Source organism: Mesorhizobium escarrei, from assembly GCF_935825525.1.
Taxonomy (GTDB): domain Bacteria; phylum Pseudomonadota; class Alphaproteobacteria; order Rhizobiales; family Rhizobiaceae; genus Mesorhizobium; species Mesorhizobium escarrei.
Genome location: NZ_CAKXZT010000168.1, coordinates 318,931 through 336,738, shown reverse-complemented (window position 1 = coordinate 336,738; position 17,808 = coordinate 318,931). Strand labels below are relative to the sequence as shown.

At 62.9% G+C, this 17,808-nt stretch carries 16 protein-coding genes; 8 read left to right on the top strand and 8 right to left on the bottom strand.

The annotated features are described in order from the left end of the window. Positions 1-4: 4 nt before the first annotated feature. Positions 5-709 (bottom strand): nitroreductase, encoded by a 705-nt coding sequence (locus tag NMG80_RS32560; protein WP_254021985.1) that lies wholly within the window; start codon positions 707-709, stop codon positions 5-7. A gap of 310 nt (positions 710-1,019) precedes the next feature. Here NMG80_RS32560 and NMG80_RS32555 point away from each other — a divergent pair, with 310 nt between their 5' ends. The 5 genes from NMG80_RS32555 to NMG80_RS32535 are packed head-to-tail and all read left to right on the top strand — an operon-like array spanning position 1,020 to position 8,640. Further along, complete coding sequence (locus NMG80_RS32555; protein WP_254021910.1) at positions 1,020-1,607, top strand: helix-turn-helix domain-containing protein; 588 nt, start codon at positions 1,020-1,022, stop codon at positions 1,605-1,607. Between the two features lie 16 nt (positions 1,608-1,623). Then, positions 1,624-4,077 (top strand): GcvT family protein, encoded by a 2,454-nt coding sequence (locus NMG80_RS32550; RefSeq protein ID WP_254021909.1) that lies wholly within the window; start codon positions 1,624-1,626, stop codon positions 4,075-4,077. After that, positions 4,074-4,973 (top strand): homocysteine S-methyltransferase family protein, encoded by a 900-nt coding sequence (locus NMG80_RS32545; protein ID WP_254021908.1) that lies wholly within the window; start codon positions 4,074-4,076, stop codon positions 4,971-4,973. The genes NMG80_RS32550 and NMG80_RS32545 overlap by 4 nt, the downstream gene beginning before the upstream one ends. Continuing rightward, the gene (locus NMG80_RS32540; RefSeq protein WP_254021907.1) at positions 4,973-6,154 is read left to right on the top strand and encodes a pyridoxal phosphate-dependent aminotransferase; all 1,182 of its coding nucleotides are present in this window, start codon (positions 4,973-4,975) and stop codon (positions 6,152-6,154) included. Before NMG80_RS32545 ends, NMG80_RS32540 begins: the two co-directional genes overlap by 1 nt. Further along, positions 6,151-8,640 carry a GcvT family protein gene (locus tag NMG80_RS32535; RefSeq protein ID WP_254021906.1) on the top strand — a complete coding sequence of 830 codons (2,490 nt, stop codon included), beginning with the start codon at positions 6,151-6,153 and terminating at the stop codon, positions 8,638-8,640. Before NMG80_RS32540 ends, NMG80_RS32535 begins: the two co-directional genes overlap by 4 nt. A gap of 143 nt (positions 8,641-8,783) precedes the next feature. On the opposite strand, the gene NMG80_RS32530 is transcribed toward NMG80_RS32535, so the two are convergent. From NMG80_RS32530 to NMG80_RS32500, 7 genes are all read right to left on the bottom strand, one after another. Next, a complete protein-coding gene (locus NMG80_RS32530; RefSeq protein WP_254021905.1) occupies positions 8,784-9,371 on the bottom strand; it encodes an NAD(P)H-dependent oxidoreductase in 588 nt (195 codons plus the stop codon). After that, the gene (locus NMG80_RS32525) at positions 9,371-9,952 is read right to left on the bottom strand and encodes an NAD(P)H-dependent oxidoreductase (protein WP_254021904.1); all 582 of its coding nucleotides are present in this window, start codon (positions 9,950-9,952) and stop codon (positions 9,371-9,373) included. The genes NMG80_RS32530 and NMG80_RS32525 overlap by 1 nt, the downstream gene beginning before the upstream one ends. Beyond that, a complete protein-coding gene (locus NMG80_RS32520) occupies positions 9,952-11,352 on the bottom strand; it encodes an FAD-binding oxidoreductase (protein WP_436798735.1) in 1,401 nt (466 codons plus the stop codon). Before NMG80_RS32520 ends, NMG80_RS32525 begins: the two co-directional genes overlap by 1 nt. Beyond that, complete coding sequence (locus NMG80_RS32515) at positions 11,349-12,650, bottom strand: cytosine deaminase (protein WP_254021983.1); 1,302 nt, start codon at positions 12,648-12,650, stop codon at positions 11,349-11,351. The genes NMG80_RS32520 and NMG80_RS32515 overlap by 4 nt, the downstream gene beginning before the upstream one ends. 241 nt (positions 12,651-12,891) lie before the next feature. Beyond that, positions 12,892-13,743, bottom strand: a complete 852-nt coding sequence (locus NMG80_RS32510; RefSeq protein WP_254021903.1) for an ABC transporter permease — start codon at positions 13,741-13,743, stop codon at positions 12,892-12,894. Next, positions 13,730-14,560: an ABC transporter ATP-binding protein gene (locus NMG80_RS32505; protein WP_254021902.1), complete on the bottom strand. Its 831-nt coding sequence runs from the start codon at positions 14,558-14,560 to the stop codon at positions 13,730-13,732. The genes NMG80_RS32510 and NMG80_RS32505 overlap by 14 nt, the downstream gene beginning before the upstream one ends. A 9-nt stretch (positions 14,561-14,569) precedes the next feature. Next, on the bottom strand, positions 14,570-15,574 hold the full coding sequence (locus NMG80_RS32500) for an ABC transporter substrate-binding protein (protein WP_254021901.1): 1,005 nt from the start codon (positions 15,572-15,574) through the stop codon (positions 14,570-14,572). Positions 15,575-15,844: 270 nt separating this feature from the next. On the opposite strand from NMG80_RS32500, the gene NMG80_RS32495 reads away from it, so the two are divergent. From NMG80_RS32495 to NMG80_RS32485, 3 genes are all read left to right on the top strand, one after another. Next, a complete protein-coding gene (locus NMG80_RS32495) occupies positions 15,845-16,228 on the top strand; it encodes a RidA family protein (protein ID WP_254021900.1) in 384 nt (127 codons plus the stop codon). Between the two features lie 65 nt (positions 16,229-16,293). After that, positions 16,294-17,097, top strand: a complete 804-nt coding sequence (locus NMG80_RS32490; protein ID WP_254021899.1) for a creatininase family protein — start codon at positions 16,294-16,296, stop codon at positions 17,095-17,097. A gap of 140 nt (positions 17,098-17,237) precedes the next feature. Beyond that, positions 17,238-17,762, top strand: coding sequence for a GNAT family N-acetyltransferase (locus NMG80_RS32485; protein WP_254021898.1), 525 nt, complete (start codon positions 17,238-17,240; stop codon positions 17,760-17,762). Positions 17,763-17,808: the final 46 nt, after the last annotated feature.

Genomic DNA, 17,808 nt, shown 5'->3' with positions numbered 1-17,808 from the left:
CACCTCAACTGGCGAACGTCACCCACTCTTCCAGCGGCGCTCGATCGGTGCGGAACGCGTTTTCGGGCTTGGATGTGTCTTCACGGCCAAGTGCCATGCCGCAGACGACGATCTCCTCGTCGGGAATGCTGAGCACCGGCCTGATCTGCTTGTGATAGGGCGCGAAGGCTGCCTGCGGGCAGGTGTGCAGGCCCCTGCCCCGCGCCGCCACCATGATGTTCTGCAGGAACATGCCGCAATCGATCCAGGAGCCCTTGTTCAGCCGCCGGTCGACGGTGAAGATCATGCCGACCGGCGCGTCGAAGAAGACGAAGTTGCGGTCGTGCTGCGCGCGCATCCTGTCGACCTCGCGCCGGCCGATGCCGAGCACGCTGTAGAGACCGAAGCCGTTGGCCCGCCGCCGGGTCAGATAAGGTTCGAAGAACTGGTCGGGATAATAGCGATATTCGTCCCAATCGGCCTTTTCGGCACGGATGCCGGAGTTGAGGATGGCATCGGTGATCCGCTGCTTGACCTCGCCCTTGGTGACGTAGACCCGCCAGGGCTGCATGTTGGTGCCCGAAGGCGCACGCGCGGCAACGGCGAGAATGGCGCGGATCGTCTCGTCGTCGACCATGTCGGGCAGGAATGCCCGCACCGACCGGCGCGACGTGATCGCCTCGTCGACGATCGCCGCGCCATCCGTAATCTTAGTCCTGTTTTCCAGCATGGGCGTCCCTTTGCGCGTGACCCGAAAACCGGAATCGATTCCGGAAAGGATCATGCGCCATCCAAATTGAGAGAGCACCATTGCGGGTCCAATTGGACGCGTGGCCCTCTGTCGCAAGCACTCGATCGGGCGCCCTCACTCGCCGTCGTGGCCGAGCCTTTGCCTGAACCCCCAAACCGGTGCAAGCAAATCTTGTGGCCCCATGAAAATTGTCTTGATTTTTTCACGAACCTGACCCTTCATGAAATTTACCCCCAATTTTTCACCAAGGGGTTTCACCCCGAGACATTTTCACCACGAGAAAAAAGCTTTGTCTTCAACCGCCGTCAGATCGGAGCAGGAAAACCGCGAACGGCTGCTGGCCGGCGATATCAGGACGCTGCGCAGGGCGCGCGGGCTGACGCTTGCCGAGACCGGCCTGAAGCTCGGTCGCTCGGTCGGCTGGGTCAGTCAGGTCGAGCGCGGCCTGTCGATACCGTCGCTCAGCGATCTCAGAGCCTTCGCGGACTTGTTCGGCGTGCCGGTCAGCCTGTTCTTCAGCCACGACGTGCCCGTCGAAAACGAGCGCGGCGTGGTCGTGCGCGCCGGCAGCCGCCGCACGCTTGGCACAAGCGATTCCGGCCTGGTGGAGGAGCTTCTTTCGCCCGATCTCGGCGGTAGCTTCGAGATGCTGCGTTCGGTCTTCGCGCCGGGTGCTGAACTGAAGGTCGAAGCCCGCCGGCCGACGGAGGAAGCCGGATATGTCGCTTCCGGCAACTTCGACATCGAGATATCAGGCGTCTGGCACCAGCTTGGCGAAGGCGACTCCTTTCGCTTCGACGGCAAGCCGTTCCGCTGGCGCAATCCCGGTGCGGAGCCGGCGGTAGTCATCTGGGTGGTTTCGCCACCTGTCTACTAGAGGTCTGGAGAAGGATATGGCCGGTTTGCCGACCACGGCACGTGTGGTGATCATTGGAGGCGGTGTCGTTGGCGCGTCGGCGCTCTACCATCTCGCCAAAGCGGGCTGGACCGACTGCGTGCTCCTGGAAAAGAACGAGCTCACCTCCGGCTCGACCTGGCATGCGGCCGGCAACGTGCCGACCTTCTCCTCGTCATGGTCGCTGATGAACATGCAGCGCTATTCGACGGAACTCTATCGCGGGCTGGCCGACGCGGTCGGCTATCCCATGAACTACCACGTCACCGGCTCGCTCAGGCTGGCCCATACCGCCGAGCGCATGCAGGAGTTCCGGCGTGCCAAGGGCATGGGGCGCTACCAGGGCATGGACATCGATGTGGTCGGGCTCGACGAGATCAAGCGCCGCTACCCGTTCATCGAAACGCATGATCTGAAGGGCGCGCTCTACGATCCGAGCGACGGCGACATCGACCCGGCGCAGCTGACCCAGGCGCTGGCCAAGGGCGCCCGCGATCTGGATGCGAAGATCATTCGCTTCTGTCCGGCCACCGGCGTGCGCCGCGACAAGGACGAATGGGTGGTCGAGACCGCGCAGGGCGAGATCCGCTGCGAGATCGTCGTCAACGCCGCCGGTTACCGTGCGGCCGAAGTCGGCAGGATGTTCGGCCGCGACGTGCCGATGATGGTGATGAGCCATCAATATATCTTGTTCGAGGAAATCCCAGAACTGGCCGCATGGTCGATGGAGCAAGGCAAGAAACTGCCGCTGCTGCGCGACGTCGACACCTCCTATTATCTGCGGCAGGAAAAGAACGGCATGAACCTCGGCCCCTATGAGCGCAATTGCCGTGCGCATTGGGTCGGCCACAACGACTCGATGCCAGACGATTTTTCGTTCCAGCTGTTCCCCGACGATCTCGACCGGCTCGAGGACTATCTGGCCGATGCCGTCGCCCGCGTGCCGATACTCGGCACCGCCGGCCTGTCCAAGGTCATCAACGGCCCGATCCCCTATGCCCCTGACGGCAACCCGCTGATCGGCCCGATGCCCGGCGTGCCGAACGCCTTCGAGGCCTGCGTCTTCACCTTCGGCATCGCCCAGGGCGGCGGGGCCGGCAAGGTGCTGGCCGAGTGGATGACTGAAGGCCAGACCGAATGGGACATGTGGTCCTGCGATCCGCGCCGCTTCACCAGCTTTGCCTCGGCCCCGGATTACTGCGTCGCCAAGGGCATGGAGATCTACGGCAACGAATATGCCATCCAGTTCCCGCGTCATGCCTGGCCGGCCGGCCGCGACCGCAAACTGTCGCCGATCCATGATCGCATCAAGGCGTTCGGCGCTTGCTTCGACGCCTACAATGGCTGGGAGCGCGCCACCTGGTACGCGCAAGCCGGCGACGACGTCTCGGAAGCCGCGACGCTGACCTTCCGCCGCGACGGGCCCTGGCAGCATCGCGTCCGCGAAGAATGCCTCGCCGTGCGCGATGCCGCCGGCATTTTGGACCTGCCTGGTTTTTCCCGCTTCGATCTCGATGGCCCTGGCGCTGCCGAATGGCTGAGCCAGCAGATCACCGGGCTGGTGCCGAAACCCGGCCGCATCGGCCTCGTCTATTTTGCCGACGACAAGGGCCGCATCGTCACCGAAATGTCTGTCGTGCGCCACGACGAGAATTTGATGACGCTGATCACCGCCGCAGTGGCGCAGTGGCATGATTTCGAGTGGCTGAAATGGTGCATGCCGAAGGACGCCTCGTTCAAGCTGGTCGACAGGACCGAGGAATACGCGACACAAATCCTCGCCGGGCCCAATTCGCGAAAAATCCTCGCCGATGTCTGCGCCGCCGACCTTGCCCTGCCCTGGCTGACGCACCAGGAGACGACAATCGCCGGCCGTTGGGCAAGGCTGCTGCGTGTGTCCTTCGCCGGCGAACTCGGCTGGGAAATCCACACCAGGATCGACGACACCGCCACCGTGTTCGACGCCGTCTGGGCGGCCGGCCAGAAGCATGGCCTGAAGCCGTTCGGCATGTACGCGCTGGATTCATTGCGGCTTGAAAAATCCTATCGCGCCTGGAAAGGCGACCTGTCGACCGACTATTCGATCCTGCAGGGTGGGCTGGAGCGTTTCGTCAAATGGGACAAGCCCGATTTCCGCGGCAAGGCAGCGCTGCAAAACGAGAAGCAGCAGGGGGTGAAGAAGCGCTTTGTCACGCTGGTCGTCGAAAACCCCGGCGACTGCGACGCGCCAACCATGTCGACGCTATGGCATGACGGCCGAATCGTCGGCGAGACGACGTCCGGCGGCTGGGGTCATCGCATCGACAAGTCGATCGCGCTCGGCATGCTGCGCGCCGACCTAACTGAGCCCGGGACCTCGGTCGAGGTCGAGATCTTCGGCGAGCGCTTCAAGGCGGTCGTGCAGAAGGACGAACCGCTGTGGGATCCAAAGAACGAGAGGTTGCGCGCGTGAAGACTGTCATTCTCACCGATGGCGGCATGGGCCAGGAGCTGGTCCGCCGCAGCAGCTCCGAACCGACGCCGCTATGGTCGGCCAGGGTGCTGATCGACGAACCGGATCTGGTGCGCGACCTGCATGCGGAGTTCATCCGGGCCGGCGCTCGCGTCATCACCATCAACACCTATTCCGCAACGCCCGAGCGTCTTGCGCGCGAGGGCGCGGAAGAGCTGTTCAAGCCGCTGCAGAAGCGCGGCATAGAACTGGCAAGGCAAGCTCGCGACCAGGCCGGAGACGCGGCAATCGCCGGCTGCCTGTCGCCGCTGTTCGGCAGCTACGCGCCGGCACTGACGATATCCTTCCCGGATACGCTCGACATCTACCGCACCATCGTTGCCGAGCAGGCTGACGGCGTCGATCTGTTCCTGTGCGAGACCATGGCGTCGGCCGAAGAGGCGCGCGCGGCTGTCACCGCCGCGTCGGAAAGCGGCAAGCCGGTGTGGGTGTCGTGGACGCTCGCCGATCACGGCGAACCACGGCTGCGCAGCGGCGAAGCCATTGCTGCCGCGTCGAGCGCTCTCGACGGGCTGCCGGTCGCAGCTAGACTGATCAATTGCTGCCGGCCCGAAGCGATTGCTGCAGCGCTGCCCGAAATGATCGGCCTCGGCGGGCCGGTTGGCGCCTATGCCAACGGCTTCACCTCGGTCGAGGCGCTCAAGCATGGCGGCACAGTGGAAGTGCTGCACGCCCGCCACGACCTTGATCCGGACGCCTATGCCCACCAGGCGGTCGGCTGGGTCGAGGCCGGCGCTGACATCGTCGGCGGCTGCTGCGAAGTCGGGCCGCCCCATATCGCCGCCCTGCGCGACCGGCTCGAACAAGCCGGCTACGAAATTTCGGGAGTAGCATAATGCCCAGACCGTCATCGCGCATTTCCGGCATCGTGCCTTCCGGCAAGGATGGCTGGGAGGTTCATTTCGCCGCCTGGACACGCAAGGAGGCCGGCGAGGACATCATCATGCTGTCGGTCGGCGATCATGATTTCGATACGCCAACGGAAACCATCGAAGCCTGCGTGACCGCGGTTCGCGCCAGCAATCACCACTACACACCGCTTCCCGGCATTCCGCGCCTGCGCAAGGCCATGGCGGCGGCCTCGACTGCGTGCACCGGCGTTACGACCAACCCGGATCAGGTTATCGCCACACCGGGCGGTCAGGCTGCACTTTACGCGGCGGTGCAAGCCGTTCTCGACCAGGGCGACCACGCCATCGTGGTCGCGCCCTATTACGCGACCTATCCCAACACGTTCAGTGCAGCCGGCGCCGATTTCACCGTGGTCGAAACGCCCGCCGAGGATGGTTTTCAGCCGCGCGCCGCCGACATTCGCGCCGCACTTCGGCCGAACACCCGCGCCATCCTGATCAACACGCCGAACAACCCGACGGGTGCCGTCTATTCGCGCCAGCGGCTGGAGGAGCTGGCGCAGATCTGCCGGGAGCATGACCTCTGGCTGCTGTCGGACGAGGTCTATTGGACGCTGGGCGGCGGCGAGCACGTCTCGCCGCGATCGCTGCCCGGCATGGCGGAACGCACGCTAGTCATCAATTCCATGTCGAAGAGCCACGGCATGACCGGCTGGCGGATGGGCTGGCTGACCGGGCCCGAACAGATGATCTCGCTGCTGACCAGCCTCAATCTGGTGACCACCTACGGCCTGCCGGCCTTCATCAGCCTCGCTTGCGCCGAGGCGCTCGAAAACGGCTACGGCGTCAAGGAGATCGCCGAACGCTATGCCGCAAGGCGCAGCGTCGTCCTCGACGCCATGCGCGGCATGAACAACATCACCGTGCGCGGCTCCGAAGGCGGCATGTATGTCATGCTCGACATATCTGCTCTCGAGCCGGACGACGAGAAATTCGCCTGGGCTTTCCTGGACAAGGAAAAAGTCAGCGTCATGCCAGGCTCGAGCTTCGGCGAAGCCGCCGCCGGCCATATTCGCGTCAGCCTCTGCCAGCCCGAGGTGGTGCTTCTGGAAGCAACCCTTCGCTTGCGCCGCTTTGCGACCAGCTACCGCCGTGAGGCCGCATGACCGCCCCGTCCCCCAAAACCGTTCTGGCTAAAACCGTTCCGGCCAAAACCATTCCTCCCAAAGCAAGGGCCGTCATCATCGGCGGCGGTGTTTCAGGCTGCTCCGTCGCCTATCATCTGGCCAAGCTCGGCTGGACCGACATCGTGCTGCTCGAGCGCAAGCAGCTGACATCGGGCACGACATGGCATGCCGCCGGCCTGATCGGCCAGTTGCGCGGCTCGCAGAACATGACGCGGCTGGCGAAATATTCGGCCGACCTCTACGTCAAGCTGGAGGCCGAGACCGATGTCGGCACCGGCATGCGCCAAGTCGGTTCGATCACTGTGGCGCTGACCGAGGAACGCAAGCACGAGATTTATAGGCAGGCGTCGCTCGCCCGCGCCTTCGATATCGACGTGCGTGAGATTTCGCCAAACGAAGTCAAGGAGATGTACCCGCATCTCAACGTTTCGGATGTGGTCGGCGCCGTGCATCTGCCGCTCGACGGCCAATGCGACCCGGCCAATATCGCCATGGCGCTGGCCAAGGGTGCGCGCCAGCGCGGTGCGACGATCATCGAGAATGTGAAGGTCACCAAGGTTCACACCAGGGATGGCCGCGTCACCGGGGTTTCCTGGATGCAGGGCGACGAGCAAGGCATGATCGAGGCCGACATCGTCGTCAATTGCGCCGGCATGTGGGCACGCGAGCTTGGCGCCCAGAACGGCGTCACCATCCCGCTGCATGCCTGCGAACATTTTTATCTCGTCACCGAGCCGATCCCCGGCCTGACCCGGCTGCCTGTGCTGCGTGTGCCGGACGAATGCGCCTACTACAAGGAAGACGCCGGCAAGATGATGCTCGGTGCCTTCGAGCCGGTGGCCAAGCCGTGGGGCATGGACGGCATAAGCGAAGATTTCTGTTTCGATCAGTTGCCCGAGGATTTTGAGCATTTCGAGCCGATCCTCGAAATGGGCGTCAACCGCATGCCGATGCTGGCCAGCGCCGGCATCCACACATTCTTCAACGGACCCGAGAGTTTTACGCCTGACGATCGCTATTATCTCGGCGAGGCGCCCGAGCTATCCGGCTACTGGATGGCGACCGGCTATAACTCCATCGGCATCGTCTCCTCAGGCGGCGCCGGCATGGCGCTGGCGCAATGGATCAATGATGGCGAACCACCCTTCGACCTGTGGGAGGTCGACATCCGCCGCGCCCAGCCGTTCCAGAAGAACCGCCGCTATCTCAGAGAGCGAGTCTCCGAGACGCTCGGCCTGCTCTATGCCGACCATTTTCCCTACCGGCAGATGGCGACCTCTCGGAACGTCAGGCGCTCCCCGCTCCATGAACATCTGAAGGCACGCGGCGCGGTGTTCGGCGAGGTTGCCGGCTGGGAGCGGGCCAACTGGTTCGCGCGTGAGGACCAGGAGCGCGAGTACCGCTATTCCTGGAAACGGCAGAACTGGTTCGACAACCAGCGCGACGAACATCTGGCGGTCCGCAACGGCGTCGGCCTGTTCGACATGACCTCGTTCGGCAAGATCCGTGTCGAGGGCCGCGATGCCTGCGCTTTCATGCAGAAACTCTGCGCCAACGACATGGACGTGGCGCCGGGCAAGATCGTCTACACCCAGATGCTCAACCAGCGCGGTGGCATCGAGAGCGACCTCACCGTCTCACGGCTGTCTGAAACGGCTTACTTCCTGGTCGTGCCCGGGGCGACGCTGCAGCGTGATCTCGCGTGGCTGCGCAAGCATCTCGCCGATGAATTCGTCGTCATCACCGATGTCACCGCTGCCGAGGCCGTGCTCTGCCTGATGGGCCCGGATTCGAGGAAGCTGATTCAAAAGCTGAGCCCGAACGATTTCTCCAACGAAAGCAATCCGTTCGGGACGTTCCAGGAGATCGAAATCGGCATGGGGCTGGCCCGCGCCCATCGGGTGACCTATGTCGGCGAACTGGGCTGGGAGCTTTATGTCTCGACCGACCAGGCAGCACACGTGTTCGAGGCGATTGCGGAGGCCGGCGCCGATGTCGGCCTAAAACTTTGCGGCCTGCACACGCTGGATTCCTGCCGCATCGAGAAGGCCTTCCGGCATTTCGGCCACGACATCACCGACGAGGACAATGTGCTGGAGGCAGGCCTTGGATTCGCAGTGAAGACTGCCAAGGGCGATTTTCTTGGGCGCGATGCCGTGCTGAGAAAAAAGCAAACAGGATTGAACCGGCGGCTGGTGCAATTCCGCCTGAAAGACACGCAACCGCTGCTCTTCCACAACGAGGCGATCCTGCGCGACGGCAAGATTGTCGGCCCGATCACCTCGGGCAATTACGGCCATCATCTCGGCGGCGCCATTGGGCTCGGATACGTGCCTTGCCAGGGCGAGAGCGAGGCGGATGTGCTGTCGTCTTCCTACGAGATCGAGATCGCCGGCGAGCGCTTCGCCGCGGAAGTGTCGCTGAAGCCGATGTATGATCCGAAGGCGGAACGGGTGCGGATGTAGCTCTTTTCCCTTCGCCCCGTTTACGGGGAGAAGGTGGCCCGAAGGGCCGGATGAGGGGCGGCACAAGTTTTGCAAGCTTGACGCTGCCCCTCATCTGCCTGCCGGCATCTTCTCCCCGTGAACGGGGAGAGGACGCTCATCTATCAAAACCGTGCCAACTTCATTCGCACTTTCTCCAGAAACGCCGCCCTCGTCTTTGGTGTCGACGCATCCATCAGGTAGTGCGCCAGAAAGAACGTCCTGCAGCGGGTGGCGCAGAGCGCCCGCATGCCGCGCAGGATTGTCTTGCGTCCCGGCTGGCCGACGACGACGCTCCACCAGGTCGGTGCGCCGCAGGTCGTGATCACCCCGATCTTCGTCACATGCCTCATCAGCGACTGGATCCGTCCCTTGCCGGCCGGCAGTCGGAAGGCGACGTCGGTCGCCCAGACCCGGTCGAGCCAGCCCTTCAGCATTGCCGGCAACCCGTACCACCATGTCGGATAGATGAAGAGGATTGCCTGGGCCCAGTTGAGATTTTCGATATGCGACTTGAGCGCCAGATCCTGCGGGGCGTGCTCATTATAGGAGCGTCGCTCGTCGCAGCCCATGACCGGATCGAAATTTTCCGCATAGAGGTCGAGCAGCCGCACCTCCCAGCCTCTCGCCTTCAGCACCTCGATGGCACTATCCCGGATCGCGGCGCAAAAGCTTTCCGGAACCGGATGGCAATAAACCACCAGGACCCGCATCAGAAGGCATCCATGCTGGCGGCGACTTTCGCCATGAATCTCTTGCGCGTTTCATCGGTCGACAGGTTCATCGAATAATGCGCGAGATAGGACACGGAGGCACCTGGCTTGACCGTGGCGCGCAACACGCGCTTGACCAGCTTGCGCGGCGGGTCGCCCATCAGCATGGCCTGGAGCCGGCTGCCGCCATAGGTGGTTACCGCCGCCAGCTTGCGGATGTTGTGCAGCGAAGGCTGCACCTTGCCATTGACCAGCTTGAACGACACGCCGGGCAGGAAGACGCGGTCGAAAAAGCCTTTCAGGATGGCCGGATAGCCGTAGTTCCACACCGGAAACGACAGCACCAGCGCCTCTGCCCTCAGCAGGCGCTCGACATAGGGCGCTGCCGGATCACCGGCGCCGCGCTCGTCGTGATAACCGAGCCGCTCGGCCAGCGTCAGCCGCGGATCGAAATTCTCGGCATAGAGATCGCAGTCGTCGACGCCGTGGCCGGCGGCCGTCAGCCGCTCGAGGATCGTCCGGTGCAAACCGGCATTGAAACTGGTTTCGACCGGATGGGCATAGAGCACGAGCACGTTCATCACCCCGCCTTCTGCAACCCCTTGAACAGGAACGACTTGCCCGAGCGATAGTCGTAGTCCGGGTTTTCCCAGGCGATCATCTTGCCGGGATTGAGCAGCCCTTGCGGATCGGTCTCGCGCTTGAAGGCGAGTTGCACCTCGTCCGTCTGCTTCATACCGCCCTCTTCCAGCGTGTAGCGGTGCGGATTGAAGACCCAGCAGCCATTGTCTTCATGGATGCGGATGATCTCGTCGAGGCGCTCGGCCGTAGTGAAGCGGACCAGCGGCAGCCCGGCGACGCCGATCGCCCCGTCGAAGCGGATGAATTCGAGATGAACCGGCACCTCGTCGCCGAAGCGGTCGATCATCGCCTTGACGTAAGCGAGGTGATCCGGCGAGGGATAGCGGGTCTGCAGATAGGTAATATCAGGGTCGACCCTGATGGCACGTAGCGTCGTATGGTTCCAGGTCAGCTCATAGGCCGGCGGCAAACCCCTAAGATCGGCCTCCTTGTCGGCGCGAAAGACGATCTCGCCCTTGCTGCGCGCCGTGAGGGCGACAAAGGCGTCCATCGCATGCGGCGCGATCATGCAAACGACGATGCTTTGCTCGCGCCGGAAGTACTTCTTGTGCCGCTTGAAATAATCGTAAGGGATCGGCGCGGCGATCGGCGTGATCAGCTTCACCAGAATGCCGTCCTGAATGGCGAGATCGTTGCCGAAGCCGGCCGCATCCATGAACTCGTCGAAGCCGACGATGACATCGATCCAGTCGTAGGATGCGGTCAGCGGCATCTCGACCTCGGTGATGATGCCGTTGGTGCCGTAGGCATGCATCACCTTCAGCACCTCCTCGCCGCTAAGATCCATGATGCGAGGCTCTGCCTCCATGGTCACGGTCTTAAGCCGAATGACATTGCCGAGGTCGCGCAGCCCGCCCCAGCGGATCGAGCCGATGCCGCCCGAGCCGCCGGCAACGAAACCGCCGATCGAAGCGGTATTATAGGTCGATGGTGACATCCGAAGCTCCTGGCCGGAATGCGCGCGCGTCGCCCTGTCAATGTCGGCGAGGACGGCACCGGGACCGGTCACGACGCGGCCGGGCGCGATCGTCTTGATTGCGTTCATCTCGGCGAGATTGAGCACGACGCCGCCGGACAAGGGCATCGCCTGCCCGTAATTGCCGGTGCCGCTGCCGCGCGGTGTCACCGGAACGCCATGCCGGTGGCACGCGGCAAGCACGCGGACCACCTCGACTTCCGTCTTCGGCGTCACGATCAGGTCGCCGGTGACATGGTCGAGCTGTTGCTTCAGCACCGGGCTGTACCAGTAGAAATCGCGACTCTTCTGCTGGACGATCGCCGGATGATCGTCGATCTTCAGACCGTCGAGATCGCGTTTGAGCGCAGCCAGATCCATCATCGCACCATCAGATCGTCGAGTTCGGCATAGTCGGGCAATTGGCGCTCGATGGCGCGGCCATGACGCACCACGATGCGATCCGATTCGGGCCGCGACAGCATTTCCGTCCAGCTCCGCCCCCTAAAGACGACGAAGTCGGCACTACCGCCTGCGGCAAGCGTGCCGAAACCGTCGAGCCGCATCACCTTGGCCGGCATCGAAGTCACCGCTTGCGGCCAGTCGCCGACCGGGTGATCGAAATGCAGGATACGCGTCGCCATGCGATAGACCTCCAGCATGTCGAGATCGCCATAGGCGTAGAACGGATCGCGGGTGTTGTCGGAGGCGACGGCGACTGGAATGCCGCGCGCCTTCATCTCGTGCAGCAGCGTCACGCCACGCCAGCGCGGCGTGGTGTTGTCGCCGCGCCGGTCCTGCAGATAGAGATTGCACATCGGCAGCGACACCACGGCGAGCCCCGCCTTCGCCACCTTGTCCAGCGTGTCGAGCACGTCGAGATCGGGCTGGCATGCCAGCGAGCAGCAGTGGCCGACGAGGATGTTTCCCTCAAAACCATTCCACAGGGCCGCCTCGGCGATCTTCTTCAGCGAGATCGCCGAGATGTCGTCGGTCTCGTCGGCATGGAAATCGAGGTCGAGGCCATGCTTGATCGCCTGCGCGAAAACCCGATCGAGAAGCTCTTCCAGGTCCGGCAGCATATAGGTGACGACGCCAAGCACGCCGTTGGCCGCAGCGACGCGTTTGGCCAGGCTTTCGAACCATTTCTTGTCGCGCACGCCTTCGATGCCGAGCAGGCAGGCGGCCTGCAGCTCGATGCGGCCACGCCATTTCTCCCGTACCGCCTCGAACACCGGCCAGGAGATCTCTTCCTGCGGTGCGACGCTGTCGAGATGGGTGCGCAAAGCCCTGGTGCCGTGCGCGTAGGCGCAGCGCAGCGAAAAATCCATGCGGCGAGCGACGTCCTCGGCGCTCCAGCGGGCAGCACGGTCGGCGCCGGTGGCGTTCAGCGCGCTCATGAAGGTGCCGTCGGGATTGGGTTTTCGAGGCCAGATTTGGCCTTTGTCGATATGCGTGTGGCAGTCGACGAAGCACGGCATGACGATGCGGCCGCCGAGGTCGACGGCGCCCGCCGGTGTATTGGACTGGCCGCGCGCGGAAATGCTGGAGATTTTGCCGTCGGCGACAGCGATGTCGGCGAGCGCAAACCCATCGCTGTCATAGGAAGCGGAGAATCCCGGCGTCAGTGATGCGTGAAGCCGGACGTTGGAAAGTACGAATTGGCCGGACTCGGGGATCATTTCTGAGGTCATCGCTGCCCCTCATCCGCCTGCCGGCACCTTCTCCCCGTATAGAGACGGGGAGAAGGGGCCGGCCGCGACCGTGGCATACTTTCAGCAACGCCGGTGATTGGCGAAACCGTCGATGAAGGCGTCCTTCTCCCCGTCTCTATACGGGGAGAAGTGCCCGGCAGGGCGATGAGGGGCAGCGCTAACGCCGGGATGGACGACCGGCAGCTTTTGCCTTGAACACACAGCACCATCACCGCTCCTGCTTCAGCGCACTCTCGTGCCAGCGTCGCAGGATCAGATGCGAGATCAGCGACAGCACCAGGAAGATCACAATGCCGGTGAACGAGATCAGGATCAGCGCCGCGAACAGCCGCGGTGCGTTGAGCCGGTAGCCGGCCTCGATGATGCGCGAGGCCAGCCCCGACGACTGTCCCTGGGCCCCGGCGACGAACTCCGCCACAACCGCGCCGATCAGCGACAGGCCGCCGGCGATCTTCAGCCCGCCGAGGAAATAGGGCATCGCCGCCGGCAGGCGCAGGTAGCGCAATTGCTGCCAGCGGGTCGCGCCGTTAAGTCTGAACATGTCGCGCAGATTGCGGTCGACCGAGTTGAGGCCGAGCGTCGTGTTGGACAGGATCGGGAAGAAGGCGACGATCCAGGCACACAGCAGAAGCTTCGTCGTCTGGTTGTCGACATAGATGTTGATCAGCGGAAAGATCGCGACGATCGGCGTCACCTGCAGGACGATGGCGAAAGGGAAGAACGACATCTCCACCCATTTCGATTGCGCGAACAGCACCGCCAGCCCGACGCCGCCGATGACGGCCAGAAGCAGGCTGAGGAAGGTGATCCTGAGCGTCACCAGCAGCGAGGAGAACAGCAACCCGGCATCGTCGAACAGCGTCTGCAGCACCACAGCGGGGCGCGGCAGGATATATTTCGGGATGTCGTTCCAGATGCAGATGCGGTCCCACAGCCAGATCGCCAGGACCATGATCGCCAGCGGCAGCAGCCATCGGCCGATCCGCTCGAGCCGCTCCTGGCGCACGCGACGCGCCTCCTCTGGATCGAGCGTCAGCGCGTGCTCTTCAATGGCCGTCATAATGCGGTCCGGCGGTTGAGTTGATGGCGCCGATCAGCACATCGGACGCCTGGCGGCAGAGCGCGGCATAGTCGGGCGACGTGCGGAAGGCTTCGTTGCGCGGATAGGAGGCATCGATGGCGAGCTCTTTGAAGACCCGGCCCGGTCGCGCCGCCATGACGACGACGCGGTTGGAGAGAAAAACGCTTTCGAAGACGCTGTGGGTCACGAAGACGACGGTGAAACGCTCGTCCTGCCACAGTTCCAGAAGATCGTTGTTGAGCTTGAAGCGGGTGATCTCGTCCAATGCCGCAAATGGCTCGTCCATCAAAAGCACGCGCGGCTTGGTCACCATGGCGCGGGCGATCGAGACGCGCATCTTCATGCCGCCGGACAATTCGCGCGGCACGGCTTTCTCGAAGCCGGTCAGGTGAACCCGCGCCAGCATCTCCATCACGACAGGCGCAGCCTTGGCCCGCGACACGCCCTTCAGCCGCAGCGGCAGCCAGACATTGTCGAAGACATCGGCCCACGGCAGCAGCGTCGGTTCCTGAAAGACGAAGCCGATGTCAGAGCGATCGGCGGCGCTGCTGCCGCGCCAGTCGAGCAGGCCGGAGGTCGGCGTTGCAAGACCGGCGATGAGGCGCAAGGCCGTCGACTTGCCACAGCCGGACGGGCCAAGAAGGCTGAGGAAGTCGCCTTCCCGGATCGTCAGGTCGACGTCGCTGAGCGCTGTCACGCCGTTGGAAAAGACCTTGCCGACGCCGCGCAGCGCCAGCAGCATCGGACCTTTGCCCGATGCGCTTGCCGGCGCTTGCGCCAATTTCTCCTGCATCATGCCCGGGTACTATTTCTTCAGGTCGATCCCGACGCCCTTGTTGACGAAGGCCAGCGTGTAGGACTTCTTGATGTCGACGTCGGCCGGCACGACCTTGGCCTTCACCATCTTGTCATAGAAGCTCTGGATGCGCGCGTCGGTCATCGCGCCGATGCCGAGTTTTTCCGTGTCGCCGGAATCAACGATGCCGAATTTCTTCATCTGCTCGATCGAAAACGCGATCTGCTCGTCGCTGATGTCGGGGTTATCCTTCTTGATCGCCGCGTTGGCGGCAGCGTTGTCGCCGTAGAGATAGTTGTACCAGCCCTTGGCCGAGCCATCGACGAAGCACTGAACCACCTCCGGCCGCTTGTCGATCGTCGCCTGCATGGTCTCGATCGTCGTCGCATAGGTGTCGAAGCCGTACTCGGCGAGCAGGAACAGATTGGGCTGGAAGCCGCCTTCCTTGGCGACGGCGAAGGGCTCTGAGGTCACGTAACCCTGCTGGATCGACTTCGGATTGGCGATGAAAGGTGCGGGGTTGAACGTATAGGGCACGCGCTTGGCCGGATCGAAGCCGAACTCCGTGATCATCCACTGGAAGTAGCTCAGTGCACCTTCGTCGCCAATAATGTACTGGTCCGCGTTCTTCAGATCCTCCCATCTGTCGAGCCCCTGACCCGGATGGCTCATGATCACCTGCGGCTCTTTCTGGAACGAGGCGGCGACGACGCGCAGCGGAATCTCCTGCTGCACGGCGTCGAAGGCCTGCAGCATGTTGCCGCCCATGTAGAAGTCGATCTTGCCGGCAAGCAGCAGCGGCCGCCCGCTGACCTGCGGGCCACCTTGCATGATCGTCACGTCGAGCCCGCAAGCGGTATAGGTGCCATCAGCGACCGCCTGATAATAGCCGCCGTGCTCGGCCTGGGCGAGCCAGTTGGTGCCGAAGGTGACTTTTTCGGTTGCTGCCGCACTCAGCGTGCTTGCGGCAAGCAGCACCATCGCGCCAGCCGAAATCTTGAGTTTTCCGTCCATCCACACCACCCTCAGTTGGCTCCGGCGCGCCGCGCGCCGGGCTCGACACCATCGATTCAAGCACCATCGATTCAAGAAGCAAGACACATGCCATCACCCGGGACCGCCCGCCTGCGCAACAGAGGCGCGCCAAGGCCGGACGGGTCCTGCTGAACCGACGGCATCGTGCCTATTTTTTGAACGCCTGTCCATAATCGCCCTGATAGTATGCACTGCATCTTGAGGGCTCGCCTAATCCGGCTTTACACCGGCAGTAGACTGGAGATTTTCATGTTCAAATTCCTGACGCCGAAGTCGATCAAGCCGCCCTTTGCCCGCTACAGCCATGGCGTCGAAGTGCCGCCCGGCAAGCGGCTGGTGCTGTGTTCGGGCCAGGTCGCCATCACTCCGGACGATCAGATCCCGGAGGATGCCGGCGCGCAGGCCGAGCTCTGTTTTCAAAACATCGCGGCGATTCTCGGCGACGCCGGGCTTGGACTTTCCGACATCGTCCGCATCAACGCCTATGTCACCGACCGCGCCTTCCTGAAACCCTATATGGACGTTCGCGATCGCCTGTTCACCAGCCCGGCGCCGGCTTCGACGCTGATGATCGTATCCGGTTTCGCGCGGCCGGAATTCAAGGTCGAGATCGAGGTCATCGCGGCAGGGTGATCGACAGGCGATCCTTCCCGCGCTAGGTCTGCATCGAAGAGGCCAGCCTATCGAAAAGGCATGACATGACCGCAGCAAACAAACGCGTGTGGTGGGGCGACTATCGGACCACAGAATACGCCACCATCGACCCGGAGGCGACGATCGCCGTTCTCCCGGTGGCGGCGATCGAACAGCACGGGCCGCATCTGCCGGTTTCGACCGACAGCTCGATCATGAACGGCATGCTTGAAACGGTGATCGAGCGCCTGCCTGGCGATCTCGACATCCGCATCCTGCCGGTCCAGGCGGTGGGCAAGTCAAACGAGCATCTGCATGCACCGGGAACCCTCACTTTGCCGGCGGCGACCTTGATCGACGCCTGGACCGAGCTTGGCCTGTCGATTGCGCGGGCCGGCGTCAGGAAACTGATCGTCGTCAACTCGCATGGCGGTAACGAGGAGATCATGGGCATCATCACCCGAGAATTGCGCGTGCGGGCAAAGATGCTGGCGGTGAAGACGAGCTGGCAGCGCTTCGGCCGGCCGGCCGGCTTGTACACCGAGCTTGAGGATAGCCACGGCATCCATGGCGGCGATGTCGAAACCTCGCTGATGCTGCATTTCCGGCCGGATCTGGTCGACATGGCAAAGGCCGACAATTTCGTGTCCAACGTCGCCCGCGCCGAAAAGGAATTTGCGCTGCTGCGCCACACCGGAACGCACGCCTTCGCCTGGATCGCCACCGATCTCAACCCGAACGGCGTGGTCGGCGACGCCAGCATTGCAACGGCCGAAAAGGGCAGGATTACCGCCAACCATCAAGCCGACGGTTTCATCAGCCTGTTGAAGGATGTGCGCAAAGCGAAGCTGGCCGACTGGTTGGCGTAGGGTCTGTTTCAGGTCAAGTGGGCCTCACACGCCCCGCTTGAGGTTGAACACAGACACCCACTTTGATGGCGCTGGTTTCCGCAACATGCGTAAAGTAAAGTCTCGCGGTTTGTCTCTGGTCTCATATCCATGGGTGCGCGATGGTTGTCGTCAGAAAGGCACTGACGCTTGCTGACTTCCATGAAGCCCGCGCACTCATCGCGGAGATGGGTCAATGGGACGTTGCACAATGCGGCGTGCACGGTCTTCCGTCGGAAGACGTGATTTCCGCCTACTATTCTGACGATGCCGCGAGCTTGTTGGAAAAGTGCACCTTGCCCAGCACAGGCATGTACGTCGCTCGGATTGGCTCTGTCGCCTTGGGCTGCGTCGGCCACGTCAGCCATGGAGATGTGGCCGAGATCGTTAAGCTCTTCGTGCGTCCGGAAGGACGAGGAAAAGGCGTAGGAGCCCGCCTCCTTGCGACGGCGCTCGACGCTATCGAGCAGTCCAAGTTCCGAAAAGTGAACCTGGTGACAATTTCATTCATGACGAGTGCTATTTCATTCATGACGAGTGCTATCACTCTTTACCGCAAGTTCGGCTTTCAAGAGTGCGAACCGTTCGAACCAGCACCGAAGGGCTTGGAGGAGGCTACGCGATACATGGAAAGGGTCACCAAATAGCTTGGACGGCTGCCGTGAAAATAAGCGCGGCCCAGCCCGATCGGGA

What these genes read in the sequence shown, in the direction of transcription:
- NMG80_RS32560 (WP_254021985.1), bottom strand. Translation starts at nt 709, where the DNA reads ATGCTGGAAAACAGGACTAAGATTACGGATGGCGCGGCGATCGTCGAC.
- NMG80_RS32550 (WP_254021909.1), top strand. Translation starts at nt 1,624, where the DNA reads ATGGCCGGTTTGCCGACCACGGCACGTGTGGTGATCATTGGAGGCGGT.
- NMG80_RS32540 (WP_254021907.1), top strand. Translation starts at nt 4,973, where the DNA reads ATGCCCAGACCGTCATCGCGCATTTCCGGCATCGTGCCTTCCGGCAAG.
- NMG80_RS32535 (WP_254021906.1), top strand. Translation starts at nt 6,151, where the DNA reads ATGACCGCCCCGTCCCCCAAAACCGTTCTGGCTAAAACCGTTCCGGCC.
- NMG80_RS32530 (WP_254021905.1), bottom strand. Translation starts at nt 9,371, where the DNA reads ATGCGGGTCCTGGTGGTTTATTGCCATCCGGTTCCGGAAAGCTTTTGC.
- NMG80_RS32525 (WP_254021904.1), bottom strand. Translation starts at nt 9,952, where the DNA reads ATGAACGTGCTCGTGCTCTATGCCCATCCGGTCGAAACCAGTTTCAAT.
- NMG80_RS32520 (WP_436798735.1), bottom strand. Translation starts at nt 11,352, where the DNA reads ATGATGGATCTGGCTGCGCTCAAACGCGATCTCGACGGTCTGAAGATC.
- NMG80_RS32515 (WP_254021983.1), bottom strand. Translation starts at nt 12,650, where the DNA reads ATGATCCCCGAGTCCGGCCAATTCGTACTTTCCAACGTCCGGCTTCAC.
- NMG80_RS32510 (WP_254021903.1), bottom strand. Translation starts at nt 13,743, where the DNA reads ATGACGGCCATTGAAGAGCACGCGCTGACGCTCGATCCAGAGGAGGCG.
- NMG80_RS32505 (WP_254021902.1), bottom strand. Translation starts at nt 14,560, where the DNA reads ATGATGCAGGAGAAATTGGCGCAAGCGCCGGCAAGCGCATCGGGCAAA.
- NMG80_RS32500 (WP_254021901.1), bottom strand. Translation starts at nt 15,574, where the DNA reads ATGGACGGAAAACTCAAGATTTCGGCTGGCGCGATGGTGCTGCTTGCC.
- NMG80_RS32495 (WP_254021900.1), top strand. Translation starts at nt 15,845, where the DNA reads ATGTTCAAATTCCTGACGCCGAAGTCGATCAAGCCGCCCTTTGCCCGC.
- NMG80_RS32490 (WP_254021899.1), top strand. Translation starts at nt 16,294, where the DNA reads ATGACCGCAGCAAACAAACGCGTGTGGTGGGGCGACTATCGGACCACA.
- NMG80_RS32485 (WP_254021898.1), top strand. Translation starts at nt 17,238, where the DNA reads ATGGTTGTCGTCAGAAAGGCACTGACGCTTGCTGACTTCCATGAAGCC.